Source organism: Actinotignum timonense (assembly GCF_030216305.1).
GTDB classification, from domain to species: domain Bacteria; phylum Actinomycetota; class Actinomycetes; order Actinomycetales; family Actinomycetaceae; genus Actinotignum; species Actinotignum timonense_A.
The window spans coordinates 233,415-250,778 of sequence record NZ_JASOKT010000001.1; the positions used below are offsets into that span (position 1 = coordinate 233,415).

The 17,364-nt window shown below is 62.2% G+C and carries 13 protein-coding genes; 6 read left to right on the top strand and 7 right to left on the bottom strand.

Annotated features, from left to right (window positions below):
* Positions 1 to 16: 16 nt before the first annotated feature.
* On the top strand, positions 17 to 400 hold the full coding sequence (trxA, locus tag QP305_RS01050) for a thioredoxin (RefSeq protein WP_087070873.1): 384 nt from the start codon (positions 17 to 19) through the stop codon (positions 398 to 400).
* 171 nt (positions 401 to 571) lie between these two features.
* Here trxA and QP305_RS01055 read toward each other — a convergent pair whose 3' ends face one another.
* From QP305_RS01055 to QP305_RS01080, 6 genes are all read right to left on the bottom strand, one after another.
* A complete protein-coding gene (locus tag QP305_RS01055) occupies positions 572 to 1,465 on the bottom strand; it encodes a hypothetical protein (RefSeq protein ID WP_284903402.1) in 894 nt (297 codons plus the stop codon).
* A 509-nt stretch (positions 1,466 to 1,974) separates the two neighbouring features.
* Complete coding sequence (proB, locus tag QP305_RS01060) at positions 1,975 to 3,090, bottom strand: glutamate 5-kinase (RefSeq protein ID WP_284889070.1); 1,116 nt, start codon at positions 3,088 to 3,090, stop codon at positions 1,975 to 1,977.
* A gap of 45 nt (positions 3,091 to 3,135) precedes the next feature.
* Positions 3,136 to 4,671 (bottom strand): GTPase ObgE, encoded by a 1,536-nt coding sequence (gene obgE / locus QP305_RS01065; protein WP_087070876.1) that lies wholly within the window; start codon positions 4,669 to 4,671, stop codon positions 3,136 to 3,138.
* A gap of 195 nt (positions 4,672 to 4,866) precedes the next feature.
* Positions 4,867 to 5,121 (bottom strand): 50S ribosomal protein L27, encoded by a 255-nt coding sequence (gene rpmA, locus QP305_RS01070; protein ID WP_026429451.1) that lies wholly within the window; start codon positions 5,119 to 5,121, stop codon positions 4,867 to 4,869.
* 48 nt (positions 5,122 to 5,169) lie between these two features.
* Complete coding sequence (rplU, locus tag QP305_RS01075; protein WP_016442902.1) at positions 5,170 to 5,475, bottom strand: 50S ribosomal protein L21; 306 nt, start codon at positions 5,473 to 5,475, stop codon at positions 5,170 to 5,172.
* A gap of 191 nt (positions 5,476 to 5,666) precedes the next feature.
* The gene (locus tag QP305_RS01080; protein WP_284903403.1) at positions 5,667 to 8,102 is read right to left on the bottom strand and encodes an Rne/Rng family ribonuclease; all 2,436 of its coding nucleotides are present in this window, start codon (positions 8,100 to 8,102) and stop codon (positions 5,667 to 5,669) included.
* Between the two features lie 496 nt (positions 8,103 to 8,598).
* On the opposite strand from QP305_RS01080, the gene QP305_RS01085 reads away from it, so the two are divergent.
* The 5 genes from QP305_RS01085 to QP305_RS01105 all read left to right on the top strand — a co-directional run bounded on the left by QP305_RS01085 (position 8,599) and on the right by QP305_RS01105 (position 16,572).
* Positions 8,599 to 10,104 carry a cytochrome ubiquinol oxidase subunit I gene (locus QP305_RS01085; protein WP_284903404.1) on the top strand — a complete coding sequence of 502 codons (1,506 nt, stop codon included), beginning with the start codon at positions 8,599 to 8,601 and terminating at the stop codon, positions 10,102 to 10,104.
* A 9-nt stretch (positions 10,105 to 10,113) separates the two neighbouring features.
* Complete coding sequence (gene cydB / locus QP305_RS01090) at positions 10,114 to 11,241, top strand: cytochrome d ubiquinol oxidase subunit II (protein ID WP_087070878.1); 1,128 nt, start codon at positions 10,114 to 10,116, stop codon at positions 11,239 to 11,241.
* 173 nt (positions 11,242 to 11,414) lie between these two features.
* Entirely contained in the window at positions 11,415 to 13,124 is a 1,710-nt protein-coding gene (gene cydD, locus QP305_RS01095; protein ID WP_284903405.1) for a thiol reductant ABC exporter subunit CydD, read from the top strand.
* Entirely contained in the window at positions 13,121 to 14,881 is a 1,761-nt protein-coding gene (cydC, locus tag QP305_RS01100; protein WP_284903407.1) for a thiol reductant ABC exporter subunit CydC, read from the top strand. The genes cydD and cydC overlap by 4 nt, the downstream gene beginning before the upstream one ends.
* A 2-nt stretch (positions 14,882 to 14,883) precedes the next feature.
* Positions 14,884 to 16,572 carry a GAF domain-containing sensor histidine kinase gene (locus tag QP305_RS01105; RefSeq protein ID WP_284903409.1) on the top strand — a complete coding sequence of 563 codons (1,689 nt, stop codon included), beginning with the start codon at positions 14,884 to 14,886 and terminating at the stop codon, positions 16,570 to 16,572.
* 103 nt (positions 16,573 to 16,675) lie between these two features.
* Here the strand turns inward: QP305_RS01105 and QP305_RS01110 are convergent, their stop codons facing one another.
* Entirely contained in the window at positions 16,676 to 17,293 is a 618-nt protein-coding gene (locus tag QP305_RS01110; RefSeq protein WP_039899046.1) for a response regulator, read from the bottom strand.
* Positions 17,294 to 17,364: the final 71 nt, after the last annotated feature.

Here is a 17,364-nt window from a genome sequence, read left to right on the forward strand (position 1 = left end):
TAACTCGAGGAGAACCATGGCAACCGTTACTGTCACCGCGGAAAACTTCAACGATACCGTGCATGAAGGCATTGTCCTGCTGGATTTCTGGGCGAGCTGGTGCGGTCCGTGCCGTGCTTTCAGCCCGATTTACGAGAAGGCTTCTGAAAAGCACCCCGATATTACTTTCGGCAAGGTGAGCACCGAGGATAGCCCGGAGCTCGCCGCGCATTTCCAGATTCAGGCGATTCCCACCATTATGGCTTTCCGGGATGGTATCCGCGTCTTCGAGCAGGCCGGGGCACTGCCGGCCGGCCCGCTGGAGGATCTCATCGGGCAGGTCAAGGAGCTGGATATGGATGAGATTCGCGCTCGTCTTGCCGCTCACGAAGCCGAGGAATCCGCGAAGCAGGCTGAGTAAGCGCGGTAGCTGGCCGCTAGCCGGGCAGCACCACGCGCGAGGCCGAGGCATGCAGCGCCACGCACGCGAAGCTCCAAGCCACGAGGGGCGAACTGGTCAATTCCAGTTCGCCCCTCGTGGTGTTCGGGAAACTCCGCGACTCTCGGAAGGCCCCGCTACTCTCAGTACAGCTTAGGAAATCTCTGCCCGGCCAAAGAGGACCGGGAGCACTCCGCGCACCAGCGAGGCTAAATCGGTACGGATGGAGGTGGGTCGGTAAATAATGCCATCTGCCGCGCCCATGCCCAGCCAGGACTCGGTGGTATCCGCGACATCGTATACGGTTCCAACCACGTGAGCACTGCGGGAGAAGTCCGGGCCGCCCAGGGCTTGGACCAGGAAGAGGCGCTCGCGGGCCGCGGTGCGGGTAGCCGAAATAATAACGGTCATATCGAGGAGGACCTGCAAGTCGGTATCGTATTCTTCCGCCGCCGTACGCAAAGCGAAACGGGCCTCGCGGGCACGGTGCGCATCCGGAGCGGAGAGGCGCATCATCGGCGAAATACCGCAGATCGCGCGCAGATTCAGATTCGGAACATCTTCGGCGCGCACGTGCGGCATGAGGCGCACCCCGGCCGCAATCGCATTTTCCACGTCGCTGCGCAGGGCCGCAAGGTCCGTTGCCGGGGTGATGGGCAGGCTCACCAGGGCCGGAGTATCAGAAGTATCTTGCTGGGTTCGGGCGACCGCTTCGCGCAGGGCTTGGGAGGTAGCAGGCACTTCCACCGCGATATCACCGCGGGCACGCGGCCCTAAGCGGCTTGCCGTTTCCATTGCGGAGGCAACCCGGGAGCCGGGAAGCACAAATTCCCCGGAGAACTGGACGAAATCGAGTCCGCCTTTCCAGGCCGCATCGGCGCAGGAGGCCAGGTGGGCGATGGACGCCCCGTGGGCTGGGCGCACGGCTGCGCCGTCGCCGCACAGATTCTCCCCGCCGCCGAGCGCCGAGAGATCGACTCCTAAAAATGTTTCTCTTAAAACTTCCTCATTCGTGGTGGTGCACAGGGTGGTCAATTGGATGGTCATTAGTACTCACTATCAGGACGAAGACGGGCAGAGGGGGCACTGGCCGGCGCAAGAAGGCGCGCGCTCATAAAGTGGTGATGCCAGCGGCGCCAATGCGCCTTGGTAATTCGATAGTCGGCAAGCATGCTAGAGGTGACATCCTGGAGCGTGACAAACTGCGACATCGAATTCTCCGTTCTTCGTCGGCTCGGGTAGTTCCGAGCGATTGCGAGGGTGCTATATAAGCACTTGCGATAACGCTAGATCTTTATTGTCCAATAGGCAAGACGAACACGACGGTTCTTTGCGCAAGTCACTATTCAATTATTCAGATTACTATTCAGTCACTGTGATGTAATATTTCGCTAGCTTGTGCGCAAATAACCCGATGACCAGCGCAAATAATAATCCTGAGCCGCGCCCGCCGTGAAACTTTATGCAGCTTCCACATAGTTACAGGTCCGTAAAGTAAGGCGAAACACAGAATTGCCCGCGCGTTGCGCGCGCCACCGGCTCAGTATTGAAGCACGCTACGAACCGAGCAGCACGATATCGTTTGCGTGCACCACCGGCTTCTTACCGCGTGCCCGGGTGCTACCGACCAGCTCAATGAGTTCCTCGACGCTGTAGGCGCTCAGGCCTCGGGCGATAACCTCGCCGTGCCCATCGCATAATTCCACGATGTCCCCGGCGGCGAAGCGGCCCGAGATCCCGATGACTCCCACCGGGAGGAGGGATGCGTGGTTGCCGGTGATAGCGGCAACGGCGCCGTCGTCCAAAGTGACCCGGCCGCGGGCTCGCGCCGCAAATTCCATCCAGCGCCCGCGCGCGGAAACGTGTCTGGTGCTCGGCACGAACCAGGTTCCCACGTTGTCGCCGGCCACGGCGCGCTGCACATTATCGACATGGGTGAGAATCACGCCGACCCCGCCCGAGGTGGCTAACTCGGCAGCCGCTACTTTGGTGCGCATTCCCCCGGTTCCCACCGCGGAGCCGCGTCCGGTAATCCGCAGTCCTGCTAAGTCATCTTCGCTGGTCACCTCGGTAATGCGGGTGGCTCCCGGTTCGCTGGGTGGTTTGGTGTAGAGGCCATCCACATCCGTGAGCAATATCAGGGTGCCAGCTCCTACCAGGTGGGCGGTGAGCGCGGCTAGCCGGTCATTGTCACCGAAGCGCAATTCGTCGGTGGCCACGGCGTCGTTCTCATTAACAATCGGAACTACCCGTAAACGCAAGAGCGTGCGCATGGCCGTGAGCGCATTGGCGTAGTGGCGCCGGTTGGTGACATCGGAGGCGGTGAGGAGCACCTGCCCCACGCTGATGTCATGCGCTTCGAAACGTTCTTCGTAGGCGGCCATGAGGCGGGACTGGCCCACCATCGCCGCAGCCTGCTTTTCCCGCAGGGAACGCGGGCGGCCGAGCTTGAGCGGGCCGATGCCGGCCGCCACCGCGCCGGAGGACACCAGCACCACATCCACTCCGCGGGCGTGCACCTCCGCGATGGTATTAACAAGAAGATCGAGGGTTTCCTGGTGCAGGGCACCGTCCGGCCCGGTCAAGGAGGAGGAACCAACTTTGATGACTATTCGACGGGAGTTCTCAAGGCAGTCACGCCGGGTCAGCGGGGCGGATGAGGTACCGGACACGAGTCACTCTTTCTTATCTGATGCTTCGGGACACCGCAGGATAGTTTAGTCCCCTTCCGGGGTGCCTGCCTGCGGGTCCGTCCATATGCCGGCCTCCCGCTCGGAACGCAATTCCTGCCGGGCCTCCTCTTTGGCGTCCATACGCTCGTAAAAATCGGCGCGCTTTTCGCGGCGGGTGGGGCGCGAGCGTTCGGCTTCCACCCGGATATCCCGCCCGCGCGGCCCGTAAATTTCGGCGACGGCGGCAACGGTCGGTTCCCAATCGAAAACGAAGCCGGTCTGCGGCGGACCAATCACCACCATATCGCCCGGCACCGCACCCAGGCGCGCCAGTTCATCTTCAATGCCCAGGCGGTGCAGGCGCTCGCCGAGGTACCCGACCGCTTCATCATTGGCGAAGTCCGTTTGCCCCACCCAGCGTTCGGGCTGGCGCCCGCGCACATTCCAAAACTCTTGCATGCCGTCGCGCCGCTTGACGATGGTGAAACGGTCATCGCGTTCGCGAGTGAGATGGAGCACCGGGCGCACCGTTTCGGTAACCTCACGATTGGCCTTTTCTTCGCGCACCACCCGCGCCAGGTAGAAGGAAAGCTCGCGCAGACCTTCGTGGCTAGCGGTGGAGATAGCGAAAACATCCAGGCCGCGTTCGCGCAGCTCCGGGGTCACAAATTCGGCGAGTTCCCGCGCGTCCGGAACATCGATTTTATTGAGAATAACCACCCGCGGGCGCTCGGTGAGGGGAAGCTGGCCTTCCGTGGGCGGAATATTCGCCGCGTACCGGGCCAGTTCGTGTTCCAGGGTATCCAGATCGGTGAGCGGATCACGCCCCGGTTCCAGGGTGGCGCAATCAATAACGTGAGCAATCACCGCGCAACGCTCGATATGGCGCAAAAACTCCAGGCCGAGCCCGCGCCCTTCCGAGGCGCCGGGAATGAGGCCGGGTACATCGGCAATGGTGTAGCGTTCCTCCCCGGCGGTCACCACGCCAAGGTTGGGCACAAGGGTGGTGAAAGGATAGTCGGCGATTTTCGGGCGGGCTGCGGACATGGCCGCGATAAGGGAGGATTTTCCGGCGGAAGGGAAACCCACCAGCGCCACATCGGCCACCGATTTCAATTCGAGAACAACATCGAGTTCCTCACCGGCTTCCCCGAGCAGGGCGAAGCCGGGCGCTTTGCGCCGCGGGGAGGCCAGGGCGGCATTCCCCAGGCCGCCCACTCCGCCGCGTGCCACTTCGAAGGAATCCCCGGGGTTCACCAGGTCCGCGAGCACATCACCTTCGCTGTTTTTCACCACGGTTCCGGCGGGAACTTTGAGGATCAGGTCCGCGCCGTTCTTGCCGCGTTGGTTATCACCGGCGCCGGGCTGGCCGTTTTCCGCGCTGCGGTGCGGGGTGTGGTGGTAGTCCATAAGGGTGGATTCTTGGGAATCGACCTCAAAGATGATGGAGCCCCCGTGGCCGCCGTTGGCGCCGTCGGGCCCTCCGAGAGGCTTGTACTTCTCCCGGCGCACCGAAACGCACCCGTTTCCGCCGTTGCCGGCGCGCAGGTGCAAGGTCACTTTATCGACGAACGAGGCCACGTGTGCCCTCCCCTTTTCCTGTAGTGATAACGCGGTGCGGGTGCGAAAAGCTGAACGCCCGTACCGCCGCAAACAGCAAGGCGCCGTAGCAAACAGCTGAACGCCCGCGCCCCGCCCGCGTTAACGAATGACGGGGTGGAGGTTGAATCCCCCACCCCTCATCATAGGTGCGTGCGGCGCTAGGGCCGCTGCGCCTTAAGCCTGGGCCACAACGTCAACGACCTTGCGGTCGCGACGGGTAGCGAACTGGACCGTCCCGGCTGCGGTAGCGAACAGGGTGTCATCCTTGCCGCGCCCGACGTTATTGCCCGGATGGAACTTCGTGCCGCGCTGGCGAACCAGAATTTCACCGGCGGATACAACCTGACCGCCGTACCGCTTCACCCCGAGGCGCTGGGCATTGGAGTCGCGCCCGTTGCGCGAGGAAGAGGCGCCCTTCTTATGTGCCATCTGTCTACCTTCTTACTATCTCAAAACTAGCTGCTGACGCGGCAGATCCTACTGGATGCCGGTGACCTTGAGGCGGGTCAGGGGCTGACGATGCCCCTGGCGCTTCCGGTAACCCGTCTTGTTCTTGAACTTGATGATGGAGATCTTCGGTCCCTTTTCATCGCGCACAATTTCCGCGGTAACCTTCGCCGAAATGCCATCGGCAGCCGTGGTGATCTTATCCCCGTCAACGAGCATGATGGGTTCGAGTTCGACGGTATCGCCGACTTCACCTTCCATCCTGTCAACAACCACGACGGTTCCGACAGAAACCTTTTCCTGACGGCCCCCGGCCTTGACGATCGCGTACACCACGTTTGCTCCTGTTGATTACGGCTACTTTTCGCGCTGGACAGCGCACTTAAACGACTGAGTGCCTAAGCACCGACCATCTACTTTACTGCGTTGACCCGCTTTCTTACAAGTGAGACTGCGCATGAGACCGGCCGTGTCGCTATGGGATGCGCCACGTACCTGAGGTTCGCGGCGCATTCCACCACCCCGGTTTACCCTTGGGAACTCGCCGGGAAGCTCAGGACCCCCGCCCCGGTTCCGGTGGAGATAGGGCCGGAGGAAACCACGGCGCGCCGCTTGGTACCCCCACGCGTACCGTTAGCCGCTTCACTCGATCCGGTGTGGATAGAGGACGACGGCGACACCGTCTTTGCGTGGGCACTAGTCGAAGCGGCCGCGTGCGCGGGGCTCACCACGCCGGAGGAGATAACCATGCCGGTTTTACGCGCGGTGCCCGTGCTTGCGGTGCCGGTTCCGTTAGTTGCGGTACCAGATGTAGTACGTGCGCCGCCCGTGACAGCCGCATCCTTAGCGGTAGCGCTCGAGGTATCCGCGGTGGCTGCCGCGCTGCGCGAGGTACGACGACGCCGCGTAGCCGGCTGCTTCTCGGACTTGTCCTGTTTATCTGGCTTCTCCGAGTTTTCAGATTTCTCCGACTTTTCCGGCTTCTCCCGCTTCGCGGATTTCCGTGATTCGGCGGGTTTGTCGGTTTTCTCCTGGTTGTCCGCCTTCTCCTGGCTATCTTTCTGCTGCGCATCAGCATGCCCGGCAGCGGCGATGGAATTCATCATCTGCACGGCCGCCTCGCGCTGCGGCGCGGTGGCTTCCCGCCGCGCCTTGCGCTTGCGGGGTGCGTGAGGTTCTTCGTTTTCCTCCACCGGGTGATCATGAATAATATAGCCGCGCCCTTCGCAGGCCTCACAAACGGTCGAGAAGGCCTCCACGAGGCCCTGCCCCACGCGCTTGCGGGTCATCTGCACCAAGCCCAGGGAGGTCACTTCCGCCACCTGGTGGCGGGTGCGATCCCGCCCGAGGCACTCGATGAGCCGGCGCAGCACCAGATCACGGTTGGATTCCAGGACCATATCAATAAAGTCAATGACCACAATCCCGCCGATATCGCGCAGCCGCAATTGCCGCACGATTTCCTCGGCCGCTTCCAGATTATTGCGGGTGACAGTTTCTTCCAGCGAGCCGCCCGATCCGGTGAATTTCCCGGTGTTCACATCCACAACCGTCATGGCTTCGGTGCGGTCAATAACCAGGGTTCCACCCGAGGGCAGCCACACCTTGCGATCAAAAGCCTTAGCCAGCTGCTCTTCCACCCGGTAAGCCTCGAAAATATCGCGAGAATCATCCCAGCGGCTCACCCGATCCATGAGTTCGGGAGACAGCTCTTCCACATAGGTGGAGATCGTTTCCCAGGCATCCTCACCCTGCACACGCAAGGAATCAAAATCTTCGTTGAAGATATCGCGTACAACCCGCACGGCCAGTTCCGGTTCGCTCTTGAGCACCTGCGGGGCGGTTTTCGCCGCCTTGGCCTTGCGCTGAATTTCCTTCCAGCTCTTCGTCAGGCGATCCACGTCATTCTGGAGCTGTTCCGCGCTCGCCCCTTCGGCGGCGGTACGCACAATAACGCCGTGATCTTCCGGCACAATTTCTTTAAGGAGCTTCTTGAGCCGCGAGCGTTCCGAATCGGGAAGCTTACGCGAAATACCGGTCATATCCCCACCGGGAACAAGAACAAGATGCCGCCCGGCCAGGGTAACCTGGCTGGTCAGGCGCGCGCCCTTATGACCAATAGGATCCTTGGTGACCTGCACCAGCACGGTATCCCCGGATTTCAGGGCCTGCTCAATGCGGCGATTCTTCCCGGTAACCCCGGCGGCTTTCCAATCAACTTCCCCGGCGTACAGGACCGCATTGCGCCCCTTACCGATATCCACGAAAGCGGCTTCCATTGAGGGCAGCACATTTTGCACCCGCCCCAGGTACACATTGCCGACCATGGAAATTTGGGTATGCCGCGCCACGTAATGCTCGACGAGCACATCATCTTCGAGCACCGCGATCTGGTTGAGCCCATCACGTTCACGCACGATCATGTCACGCTTGACCGATTCGCGCCGCGCCAGGTATTCCACTTCCGTAATGGAACCGCGCCGGCGCGCTGAACCCTCGCGGTTTTCGCGGCGCCGGGCCCGCTTGGCGGCCAGGCGAGTGGAGCCCCGGGGCGCTGCCACTTCATCATCCGAAGAAAGGCTACGACGACGCCTGCGGGTGGGCGCTTCCGAAGCACCTTCCGTTTCTTCGTGCTCGCCTTCTTCAGAGGCGGCGTCGTCGTGCTCCGCACTTCGAGGCGTGCGGGCGGATGAATCATGCTCGCCACGTTCGCGCCGGCGGGTGCGCCGGGAGGAAGAATTATCGCCGGAATCGGAATCTGCACCGCTGGAGGAATCGTCATCAACGAGGTAGGTGACCCGGATGGCGTTGGCGGCGTCGGGTTCCTGGAAGAGTGGAATATCCGTATTAATACGGAAGCGCGGGATGTCCACCGCTTCTTCTTCGGGTACCGGAATAAAAAACGGACTCGCCGCAGCCGCACTCACGGTGCCGTACTCCGACGCGGTGGCTTCTTTCGCCATTCATCTACACTTCCCGACGGGCGCGCACCCCGTATCCCGTGCGGGCCTGTCACCATTGCGGCCAATGCCGCGCAAGCATATCCACGTTCGAGGGCATATCCGGCACTCACAATCTGCCGGCCAGGTTCTTCACTACCTCAAACCACCGGGGCGATACGGTAGCGCCCGGTACACTGATACCGATTCTACATGAGGAGACCTCGACCGGCGCTGGGAGATTCCCGAGATCTCCGCAAAGGCGGCGCCTCAGCGGAACGCGCAATCGCCACCACATGAGGCCGGCCGGGACTTTCGTCCTTATTTTTTGACAGGTGTCGCTAACCTGTGTGCCAGATGGCACATGAGCACCGCGCCGGACAAAAGTCCCTCGTGTTCGATACCTCTTATTGCCACTGCGGTGAGTAGGATCGAGGGTGAAAAATTGATCGCGCTGCTACGGGACCACCGCAGCGCTCCACGCGCGATCACACGTGTTACACATCGGAAAGGTGAAAAGGTGGATCCGATCACCCTTGCGCGATGGCAGTTCGGTATTACAACCGTCTACCACTGGCTTCAGGTGCCCCTGACCATTGGCCTGTCTGTCATCGTTGCGTATATGCAAACTAAGGCCCGCAAAACGGGCGATCCGAAGTGGCAGCGGATTACCGATTTCTTCGGCAAGATCCTGCTCATCAACTTCGCGCTCGGCGTTGCCACCGGTATCGTGCAGGAATTCCAGTTCGGTTTGAACTGGTCGGAGTACTCGCGTTTCGTCGGTGACATCTTCGGCGCCCCGCTCGCTTTCGAGGCTCTCCTGGCGTTCTTCCTGGAGTCCACGTTCCTCGGATTGTGGATCTTCGGCAAGGGCCGCCTCTCCCCCAAGATGCACAACCTGACCATCTGGCTTTTCTCCATGGGTACCGTGATCTCCGCGGCCTGGATTTTGGCCGCGAACTCCTTCATGCAGGATCCGCACGGCGCGGTCTTCAACCCGGAAACCGGGCGCGCTGAGCTGGACGGCATGGCGGGCTTCCTCGGGCTGTTCGCCAATACCACCTGGGTACTCACCTTCCTCCACACCATGGGCGCCGCCTTCACACTGGCCGGCGTTGTGGTGGCCGGCTTCGCCTTCTGGTGGATGGCCCGCTCTATTCGCCTCTCCGGCAATGAAGTTGAGGCACGCGAATACTGGAAGCCCACCGCCAAGCTCGGCCTCAAGGTCACCCTGGTTGCCGCGATTATCGCCGCGCTCTCCGGCCACTACATGGGCCAGCACCTCGGCGTGATCCAGCCACCCAAGGCCGCGGCCATGATGGGCGTGTGCCAGGGTGAAGAAAACGCCAAGCTGTCCCTCGTGATGTGGGGCAATAGCTGCGAGGACGCCACCTCCATTTACGTGCCGATTCCCGGTCTGGAATCCTTCATGATGACCAACCACTGGTCCGGCCCCGAATCGCGGCTGGAATCCATTAGCGAAGCTAATGAGCGGGTGCGGGATCGCATCCACCAGATGGAAAACGTCAATGCGGAACTCGTGGAGAAATTCGATACCGCGTTCGAAAATCAGCAGGTCACCCCGAATGTTCTGGCCTCCTACTACTCCTTCCGCGTGATGGTCGGAGTTGGATTGCTGGACATCCTCATCGCGGCCCTCGGGTTGTGGGTGCTGCGCGGTGATCGGATCATGCGTTCGGAAAGCTGGGGTAAGTTCTGGCTGTGGATGATTCCGCTGCAATTCGTGGCGAACTCCGCGGGCTGGATCCTGACCGAAATTGGCCGCCAGCCGTGGATCGTGTACCCGACTCAAATCGACGGCGTGCTTCTTATGACGGATCTGGGTGTTTCCCATTCCGTCAACGGTGGCAGCGTGGCCTTCTCGCTAACGATCTTCACGGTGCTCTACTCGGCACTGGGCGTGGTGTGGGTGTGGCTCCTGGGCCGCTACCTGCGCGAGGGTATCAATACCCACAAGAAGGTCGTCGAATACGATGCGAAATCTACCCCGAATTTCGTTTACTAGGAGGACCTCATGGAACAAACATTTTTGATGACACTGTGGTTCATCCTCGTAGCGGTCCTGTGGATTGGTTTCCTCGCTCTGGAGGGCTTCGGCTACGGCGTGGGGATGTTCCTCAAGACCTTTGCGCGTAATGAACGTGAACGCCGCGCGATGATCAACTCGATTGGCCCCCACTGGGATGGCAACGAAGTGTGGCTGCTCACCGCCGGTGGCGCTACTTTCGCGGCGTTCCCGGAATGGTACGCCACCATGTTCTCGGGCATGTACATCGCCCTTGTCCTCGTGCTCGTCTGCCTCATTATCCGGATCTGCGCCCTGGAATGGCGCAAGATGATCCGCACCGAGCGCTGGCGTAACACCTGGGACACCCTGCATTGCATCGTCTCGTGGATCGTCTCGATCCTCTTCGGGGTGGCTTTCGCTAACCTCGTGGCCGGGATGAAAATCGAAGTGGGCAACTACTCCTCCGGTGAGTTCGTGGCCGTGGCACCCGATGCGGTGACCTGGGAAGCCCTCGCGGATAACCACCACTACCTGACCGGCGGGTTCTTCTCGCTGCTCACTCCCTTCACCATCCTGGGCGGGCTCGTGACCCTCTCGCTCTTCTTCAGCCACGGCGCGCTGTGGCTCTCGATTAAGACGGCTGGTGAACTCCAGTTGCGCTCCATTAACCTGGCGAAGCGCACCACCGTGATCTCCACGGCCATCACCGCGGTCTGGGCGCTGTGGGCCTACTTTGTGTACAGCTCGCAGGTGCTGGCGATTATCCCGCTGGCTATCTGCGCGCTGCTCCTCATTGCCACTGTGGTAGCCACCTGGGCCAACCGCGAAATTCTGGCCTTCGGGCTGCACTTCGCGGCGATTGCCGGGGCGGTATCCACCATCTTCGCGATGATGGTTCCCTACGTCATGAAGTCGTCGATCAACGAGGCCTACTCCCTCACGATCGCGCAGGCTTCGGCCACCGCGCCAACGCAAACCATCATGACCATTGCGGCACTCATCTTCGTTCCGATCGTCCTCGGTTACACGGTGTGGGCATACTCCGTGTTCCGCAAGCGCATTGACGCTGGCCAAATCCCCGAGGAACCCGTGGGATTGGAACCGAAGAAGATCCGCGAGTTCGAGGTTCGCTAAGTAGCACGTGAGATCGGGAGGCCGCGCCCACGCACCGTGCGCGCGGCCTCCCCTCATAAACCCGCACCTTCAAAAACTCGCTCTTAAACCGCCGTAGCGGCCTCGCGAATTCGCGTGGCCGCCGGGTAAGCAATACCGGGCGGGCTACGATAAAGCAGAGTGCAAGGAGAAGAATGAAGCCCGTTGATGCTCGACTCATGAAATTTGCGCCCACGGCGCGCCGCTACGTCGCCTTACTCGGCGGCGTTGGTTTTCTCGAAACAGCGCTCGTGCTCGCGCAATGCTTCTTTATTGCCGCTTCGGTCGCCCCGGTGGCAGACGGCGATCTCACCTTCCGTGATATTGGCTGGCCCGTGTTCGGGGTCGCTGCGGCTTTCACCGCGCGCAGCCTTCTCATCTATATCCGCGAATCCTACGGCCACCGCGCCGCGCTGCGCACCATCGCCAATCTGCGCGCCCGGGTACTACGCCGCGCCGGTGATCTGGGCGACCGCTGGCTCGCCGCGGGAAACACCTCCACCACCGTCACCCTGGTGACCTCCGGGCTGGACGACTTGGAACCCTATTTCGTCAAATTCCTCCCCCAGCTCATCCTCACCTGCACGGTCACCCCCTTCGCGCTCGTCGTTATTCTTTTCCTCGATTGGGTGAGCGCTATCGCCATCGTGGCCTGCATCCCTCTCATCCCGATTTTCATGATCCTCATCGGGCGCATGACCCAGGCATTCTCCAATGAGCGCCTCGCCTCCATGCAGCGCCTCGGCCAGCAGCTCCTTGACCTCCTGGGCGGCCTTTCCACCCTCAAGGCGCTCGGGCGTGAAGAAGGCCCGGCCCGGCGCGTCAAGCACCTCGGGGATGATTACGCGAAGAAAACGCTCCAGACTCTCTATATAGCTTTCCTTTCCGGCGCCGTTCTGGAATTCCTCGCCACCCTCTCCACCGCCCTCGTTGCGGTGGAGGTAGGCCTGCGCATGGTGGCCGGAAACGTCTCCCTTTTCACCGGCCTGACGATTATTATGCTCACGCCGGAAGTCTTTAAACCGCTGCGGGAAGTGGGCACCCAATTCCACGCCTCCTCCAACGGGGTGGCCGCTTCCGCCCAGGTCTTTGACCTACTCGAACAGCCCCTGCCCGTGGAAGACGGCACGCTCGACTGCCCCGATCTGGCCACCTCCCCCATCACCATCTCCGACCTTTCGGTGCTCGCCCCGGGCCGCGATACCATCGCTCCCTCGCACCTGAATGCCCAGATCCTTCCCGGGCACGTCACGGCTTTGCGCGGGGCTTCCGGTTCCGGAAAAACGACGACGGCGAATGTGCTCCTCCGCTTCATTACCCCCGATAGCGGAACCGTTCATATCGGCACCACCCCGCTCGCAGACATCCGCCGAGAAAGCCTGTGGGCGCAGGTTTCTTGGGTATCGCAACGTCCGGTGATCGTACCGGGAACCGTGGCGGAAAATATCGGGGTAACGCCGGGCCCGGCCCTGGAGCGCGCCGCCGCCCTCGCCGGCTTTGATGAGGTCATCGCCGAGCTTCCCGAAGGCTGGAATACCTTCATTGGGCAGGGCGGGGTGGGCCTTTCCGTGGGCCAGCGCCAACGCCTCGCCCTCACCCGCGCCCTGGTATCCGAGCGCCCGCTGGTGCTCCTCGATGAACCTTCCGCCCACCTGGATGCCCGTAGCGAAAAGCGCGTCGTCGAATCTGTTGCGCATCTACGCGCGCAGGGCCGCACCGTTATTGTGATCGCGCACCGCACCGCGCTTCTCGATCTTGCCGACGCGGTTATTGATGTTGTATCGACGACGGCGCAACCGGCCACCGTACCAACGAAAAACGCCACCGCATCCACTAACTCCCAGACAACCGAGGTGACCAAGTGAGTACTTTCCCTCAAGACGAACGCCGCGCTCTCATCCGTGCCCTGCGTTTGCTGCGCGTGGATAAGGGCGGATTCTGGGGCTCCGTTGCGGCGGGTGCCGCCGGGCTGAGCAGTTCAGTGGCCCTGGCTGCCGTTTCTGCCTGGCTTATTACCCGCGCGTCCCAAATGCCTCCGGTTCTTGCCCTCGGGGTGGCCACCACCTCGGTGCGTTTCTTCGGGGTGTCCAAGGCGTTGCTGCGCTATGTTAATCGGATTTTCTCGCACCGGGTCACCCTCTACGGGATGTCCAATCTGCGTACTGCCGTGTACGCGACGCTGGCCGATTCCCCCACCGACGTCGTCACTTCGGTGCGGCGCGGTGACCTGCTCGCCCGTACCGGCCGGGATGTCGATTCCGTTGGCGACGTCGTCGTCAAAGCGGTGCAACCGGGCGCGGTTGCCGGGATAGTCTGCCTGGTCTCCTGCCTGATCGTGGGGATTCTGTGCCCGCCCATCGGTCTGCTGCTGGCCGGCTGCCTCCTGATTTCCGGTATTCTCGCGCCCTACCTGGCCATGCGCGGCGGGCGTATCGCCGAAGAAGCGCAGGTGCGTGACGAAACCGAGATCTCCGCTACCGCGCTGACCATGCTGGATTCCGCCGCGGAGCTGCGGGTAGCCGGGCGGGTGGGCGCCATGGAGGACGTGCAGGAAGCCACCGAACAGCGGATCTTCCGCCACCGCGATGCCGCGGCCCGCCCCCAGGCCCTCGCTATCGCCCTCGATACCCTCGCCATGGGGATTGCCGTGGTGAGTGCGATTCTTATCGGGAGCCGCGCCCTGGATGCCGGCACCCTCTCCGCCACCGCGCTGGCGGTCTGCGTGCTCACCCCGCTCGCCGCTTTCGAAGCCACCCAGGGCCTCGGGGAAGCAGCTATCCAGCTGGTGCGTTCCGCCAAAGCCGCCCAGCGGATCCTCGAGCTCCTCGACCGCGCCCAGCGCAGTGAGGAACCGGAAGCCCCGGCCCCGGTTGCGGAACGTGGCCTGCATGCCACCGACCTTATTATCGGCTGGCCAGGCGGCCCGGATGTGGCCGGGCCTTTCGAGCTGCACGTGGAACGCGGTTCCTCCATCGCCATCGTGGGGCATTCCGGAATCGGGAAATCGACCCTGCTCTACACCCTGGCGGGAATGCTGCGCCCGCACGCCGGCTCGGTGCGCCTGGACGGGCATGAAGTTTCCACCCTGGATCGGCGCACTGTATCCCACACCCTCACCCTCACGGCGGAAGACGCCCACGTTTTCGAAACAACCGTGCTGGAAAACCTGCGGGTGGCCCGCCCTTCGGTTACGGAAAGAGAAGCGGTGGAGCTGCTGGTGCGGGCGGGCCTGGGCACCTGGCTCACCCAGCTTCCGCGCGGGGTACACACCCTGCTGGGAGAGGACGCCGCCACGATTTCCGGTGGAGAACGACGGCGCCTGCTCCTTGCCCGCGCACTGGCCTCCGACGCGGAGTTCTTGCTCCTGGATGAGCCCGGTGAGCACCTTGACCCGGAAACCGCCGATGAGCTTATCCGCGATTTGCTCCGGGCCGGTAAGAATAGCTCCGACCCGCGTACTATTATCTTGGTGACGCACCGGCTCACGCCCCTCGATGCGGCCGACGAGGTTATTGTGATAACCCGTGATGAGGGCGGTATCGCCCACGTGAGCGCGCGCGGCACCCACGAGGAGCTCACCGAAAGGCTCGCCTCATACGCATGGGCGGCGAAACAGGAATAAGGATGCTGGATACCACAACGGTTATTTTCAATGCGCTGGCCTTGACCGCGCGCCTGGATCGCACCCAGGTGCTCGAAAATCTGGCCGGCGCCGGATTGAAACTAACCGGGGCATCCAGCGCCGCCGTTCTCATATTCAATTCGGCGGAAAAGGTGACGAGCATTGTCACCCTGGGCCAGCCGCTGCCCGCGGCTGCCAGCCTCACCCCCACCAGCCTGGATCGGGACCTGACCAGCTTGGGCGATGAGGATACCGTGATGTGGGATCGCGCCGAGGCGGTGAGCGCCGTCCACGATGAGAGCGGCATCATCCCGGAACCCGCCGCTGGCAGCACTCCGCTCAGCGCCGCCGGCCACCAGGACGGCATCTACGGCCCGGGTATCACGAATTTCCTCACCTCCCGCCTCATGACCGGGAACCGGGTGCTCGCCCGGGTGATCTTCTTTAACAAGCCCGGGGCTTTTAGCGAATCAGATATTAACCTCATTGCGCTCTTGGCGCGCGCGGCCACCATCGCCGTCGAAAATGCGCGCCTGTACGAGGAATCGAACTCCCGTGCGCAGTGGCTTTCTGCCTCACGGCGCATCACTATCGCGCTGCTGCAAGGAAGCGACGAAGAAGAAGCCCTCCAGCTCATCGCCACGGAAATGCGGCGGGTAGCGGATGCCGATCTGGCCCTCATTATTCTGCCTTCGGTAGCCGATACCTGGGCCTGCGAATTCGTGGCGGGGGAAGCCGGGCAGGACCTGGTGGGAACCACCTTCGGGCGGGATTCCCGGGCGCGGGCCGTAGCCCAAAGCGGGCTCGGGCGCATTATCGATACGAGCACCGCGGCTCCCTCCCCCGATAATCCCCTCGACCGTTTCGGCCCGCTTCTCTACGCGCCGATGGCCGGCGGGGATACCGCACGCGGCGTTATTATCCTGGCCCGGCTGCGCGGGCGCGCCGAATTCGACATGGTTGATTTGACGATGGCGGAAAGCGTGGCCAACCAAGCCGCCCTCGCCCTGGAACTGGCCGATGCCCGCTATGTGCAAGCCCAATCGGCCCAGCTGGAAGAACGCTCCCGCATTTCGCGCGATCTGCACGATTTCGCGATCCAGCAGTTGTTTGCTTCCGGGATGCGCCTATCCGCGCTGCGTGACGATTTGGCAACCGAGGATGCGGTGGCCGATAACGTGCTCGATTCCCTCGATAACGCCATCGAGTCGATTGACGAATCCGTGGCGCAGATCCGCCAGATTATTTACTCGCTGCGCGGCCCGGATACGTCCGTCCCAGTAGTTTCACGCCTGCGCCGCGAGGTCAGCTCCGTCACGGCGCAGCTCGGTTTCACCCCGAGCCTGCGGATTACCGTGCGCGGCGAAGATATTGATAGCGGCACGCACACCGAAATCGATGATGCTATCGGTTCGGATATTAGCGACGACGTTATCGCGGTGGTGCGCGAATGCCTCTCCAATGCGGTGCGCCACGCCCACGCCCATTCCATCACCGTGACCGTCACCGTCACCGACCGTGATATTAGCGTGGAAGTTGCCGATGACGGCGTGGGCATTGGCGAATTGAGCCGGCGTTCGGGGCTGTCTAATCTGGCCGCCCGGGCCCGGCGCCACCACGGCACTTTCTCCATCGCTCCGGGAAGCGAACGCGGTACCGTGGTGCGCTGGCGGGCCCTTATTGACGGATAAATGCCCGTTTAGATGATAGCGACAGGCGCAAGCACCTAAGCGGGCACTATGGCTGCCGGCTCAACCGGGTGACTGCACAGCCGCTCCGCCACAACAAGCGTTCTTACTGGTTACGCCAACCGGTGGCACGCTGGCCGGCAACCCACGCGGCCACCTGGGTGCGCCGCTGCAGTCCCATCTTGGACAGCAGCGAGGTGATGTGGTTCTTCACTGTCTTTTCTGCCACCCCGAGCTGCTCGCCGATTTCCCGGTTGGATAGCCCATCCCCGATTAGCTCAAGAACATTGCGTTCCGAGGGGGTGAGATCCGCGGTGGGGTCGTCATGATCGGCGCGCCGGCGCGAGACCGTGCGCTCATCGAGCAGAACGCGCCCTTCGGCCACGGCCTTGATATTGTCCGAGATTTCCGCCCCGCGCACCGACTTCAAGAGGTACGCTTTCGCGCCGGCGTTGAGGGATTCGGAGAGGGCGTCGTCGTCATCAAAAGAGGTGAGGACGATGCACTTGGTATCCGGGCTGACCTCCTGGAATTGATTAATAATGTCAATTCCGGTGCCGTCCGGGAGGCGCAGATCCACCAGCGCCACATCGGGGAGTACCAGGCCGCCGCGCCGCACCGCTTCTTCTACGCATCCGGCTTCAGCGACCACCTCGAGGCCCTCCGAACGGTCAACCACCTCAATGATTCCCCGCCGTACCACTTCATGATCATCAATAATCATGACGCGAATATTTTGTGCCACGCGCCGGCCCTCCTTTGTGCATCACCATCATCGGTCAATAATCCGCCCTT

Excerpts from the sequence above, each read along its gene's own strand:
- trxA (WP_087070873.1), top strand. The coding sequence starts at position 17 with ATGGCAACCGTTACTGTCACCGCGGAAAACTTCAACGATACCGTGCAT.
- QP305_RS01055 (WP_284903402.1), bottom strand. The coding sequence starts at position 1,465 with ATGACCATCCAATTGACCACCCTGTGCACCACCACGAATGAGGAAGTT.
- rpmA (WP_026429451.1), bottom strand. The coding sequence starts at position 5,121 with ATGGCACATAAGAAGGGCGCCTCTTCCTCGCGCAACGGGCGCGACTCC.
- QP305_RS01080 (WP_284903403.1), bottom strand. The coding sequence starts at position 8,102 with ATGGCGAAAGAAGCCACCGCGTCGGAGTACGGCACCGTGAGTGCGGCT.
- cydB (WP_087070878.1), top strand. The coding sequence starts at position 10,114 with ATGGAACAAACATTTTTGATGACACTGTGGTTCATCCTCGTAGCGGTC.
- cydD (WP_284903405.1), top strand. The coding sequence starts at position 11,415 with ATGAAGCCCGTTGATGCTCGACTCATGAAATTTGCGCCCACGGCGCGC.
- QP305_RS01105 (WP_284903409.1), top strand. The coding sequence starts at position 14,884 with ATGCTGGATACCACAACGGTTATTTTCAATGCGCTGGCCTTGACCGCG.
- QP305_RS01110 (WP_039899046.1), bottom strand. The coding sequence starts at position 17,293 with ATGATTATTGATGATCATGAAGTGGTACGGCGGGGAATCATTGAGGTG.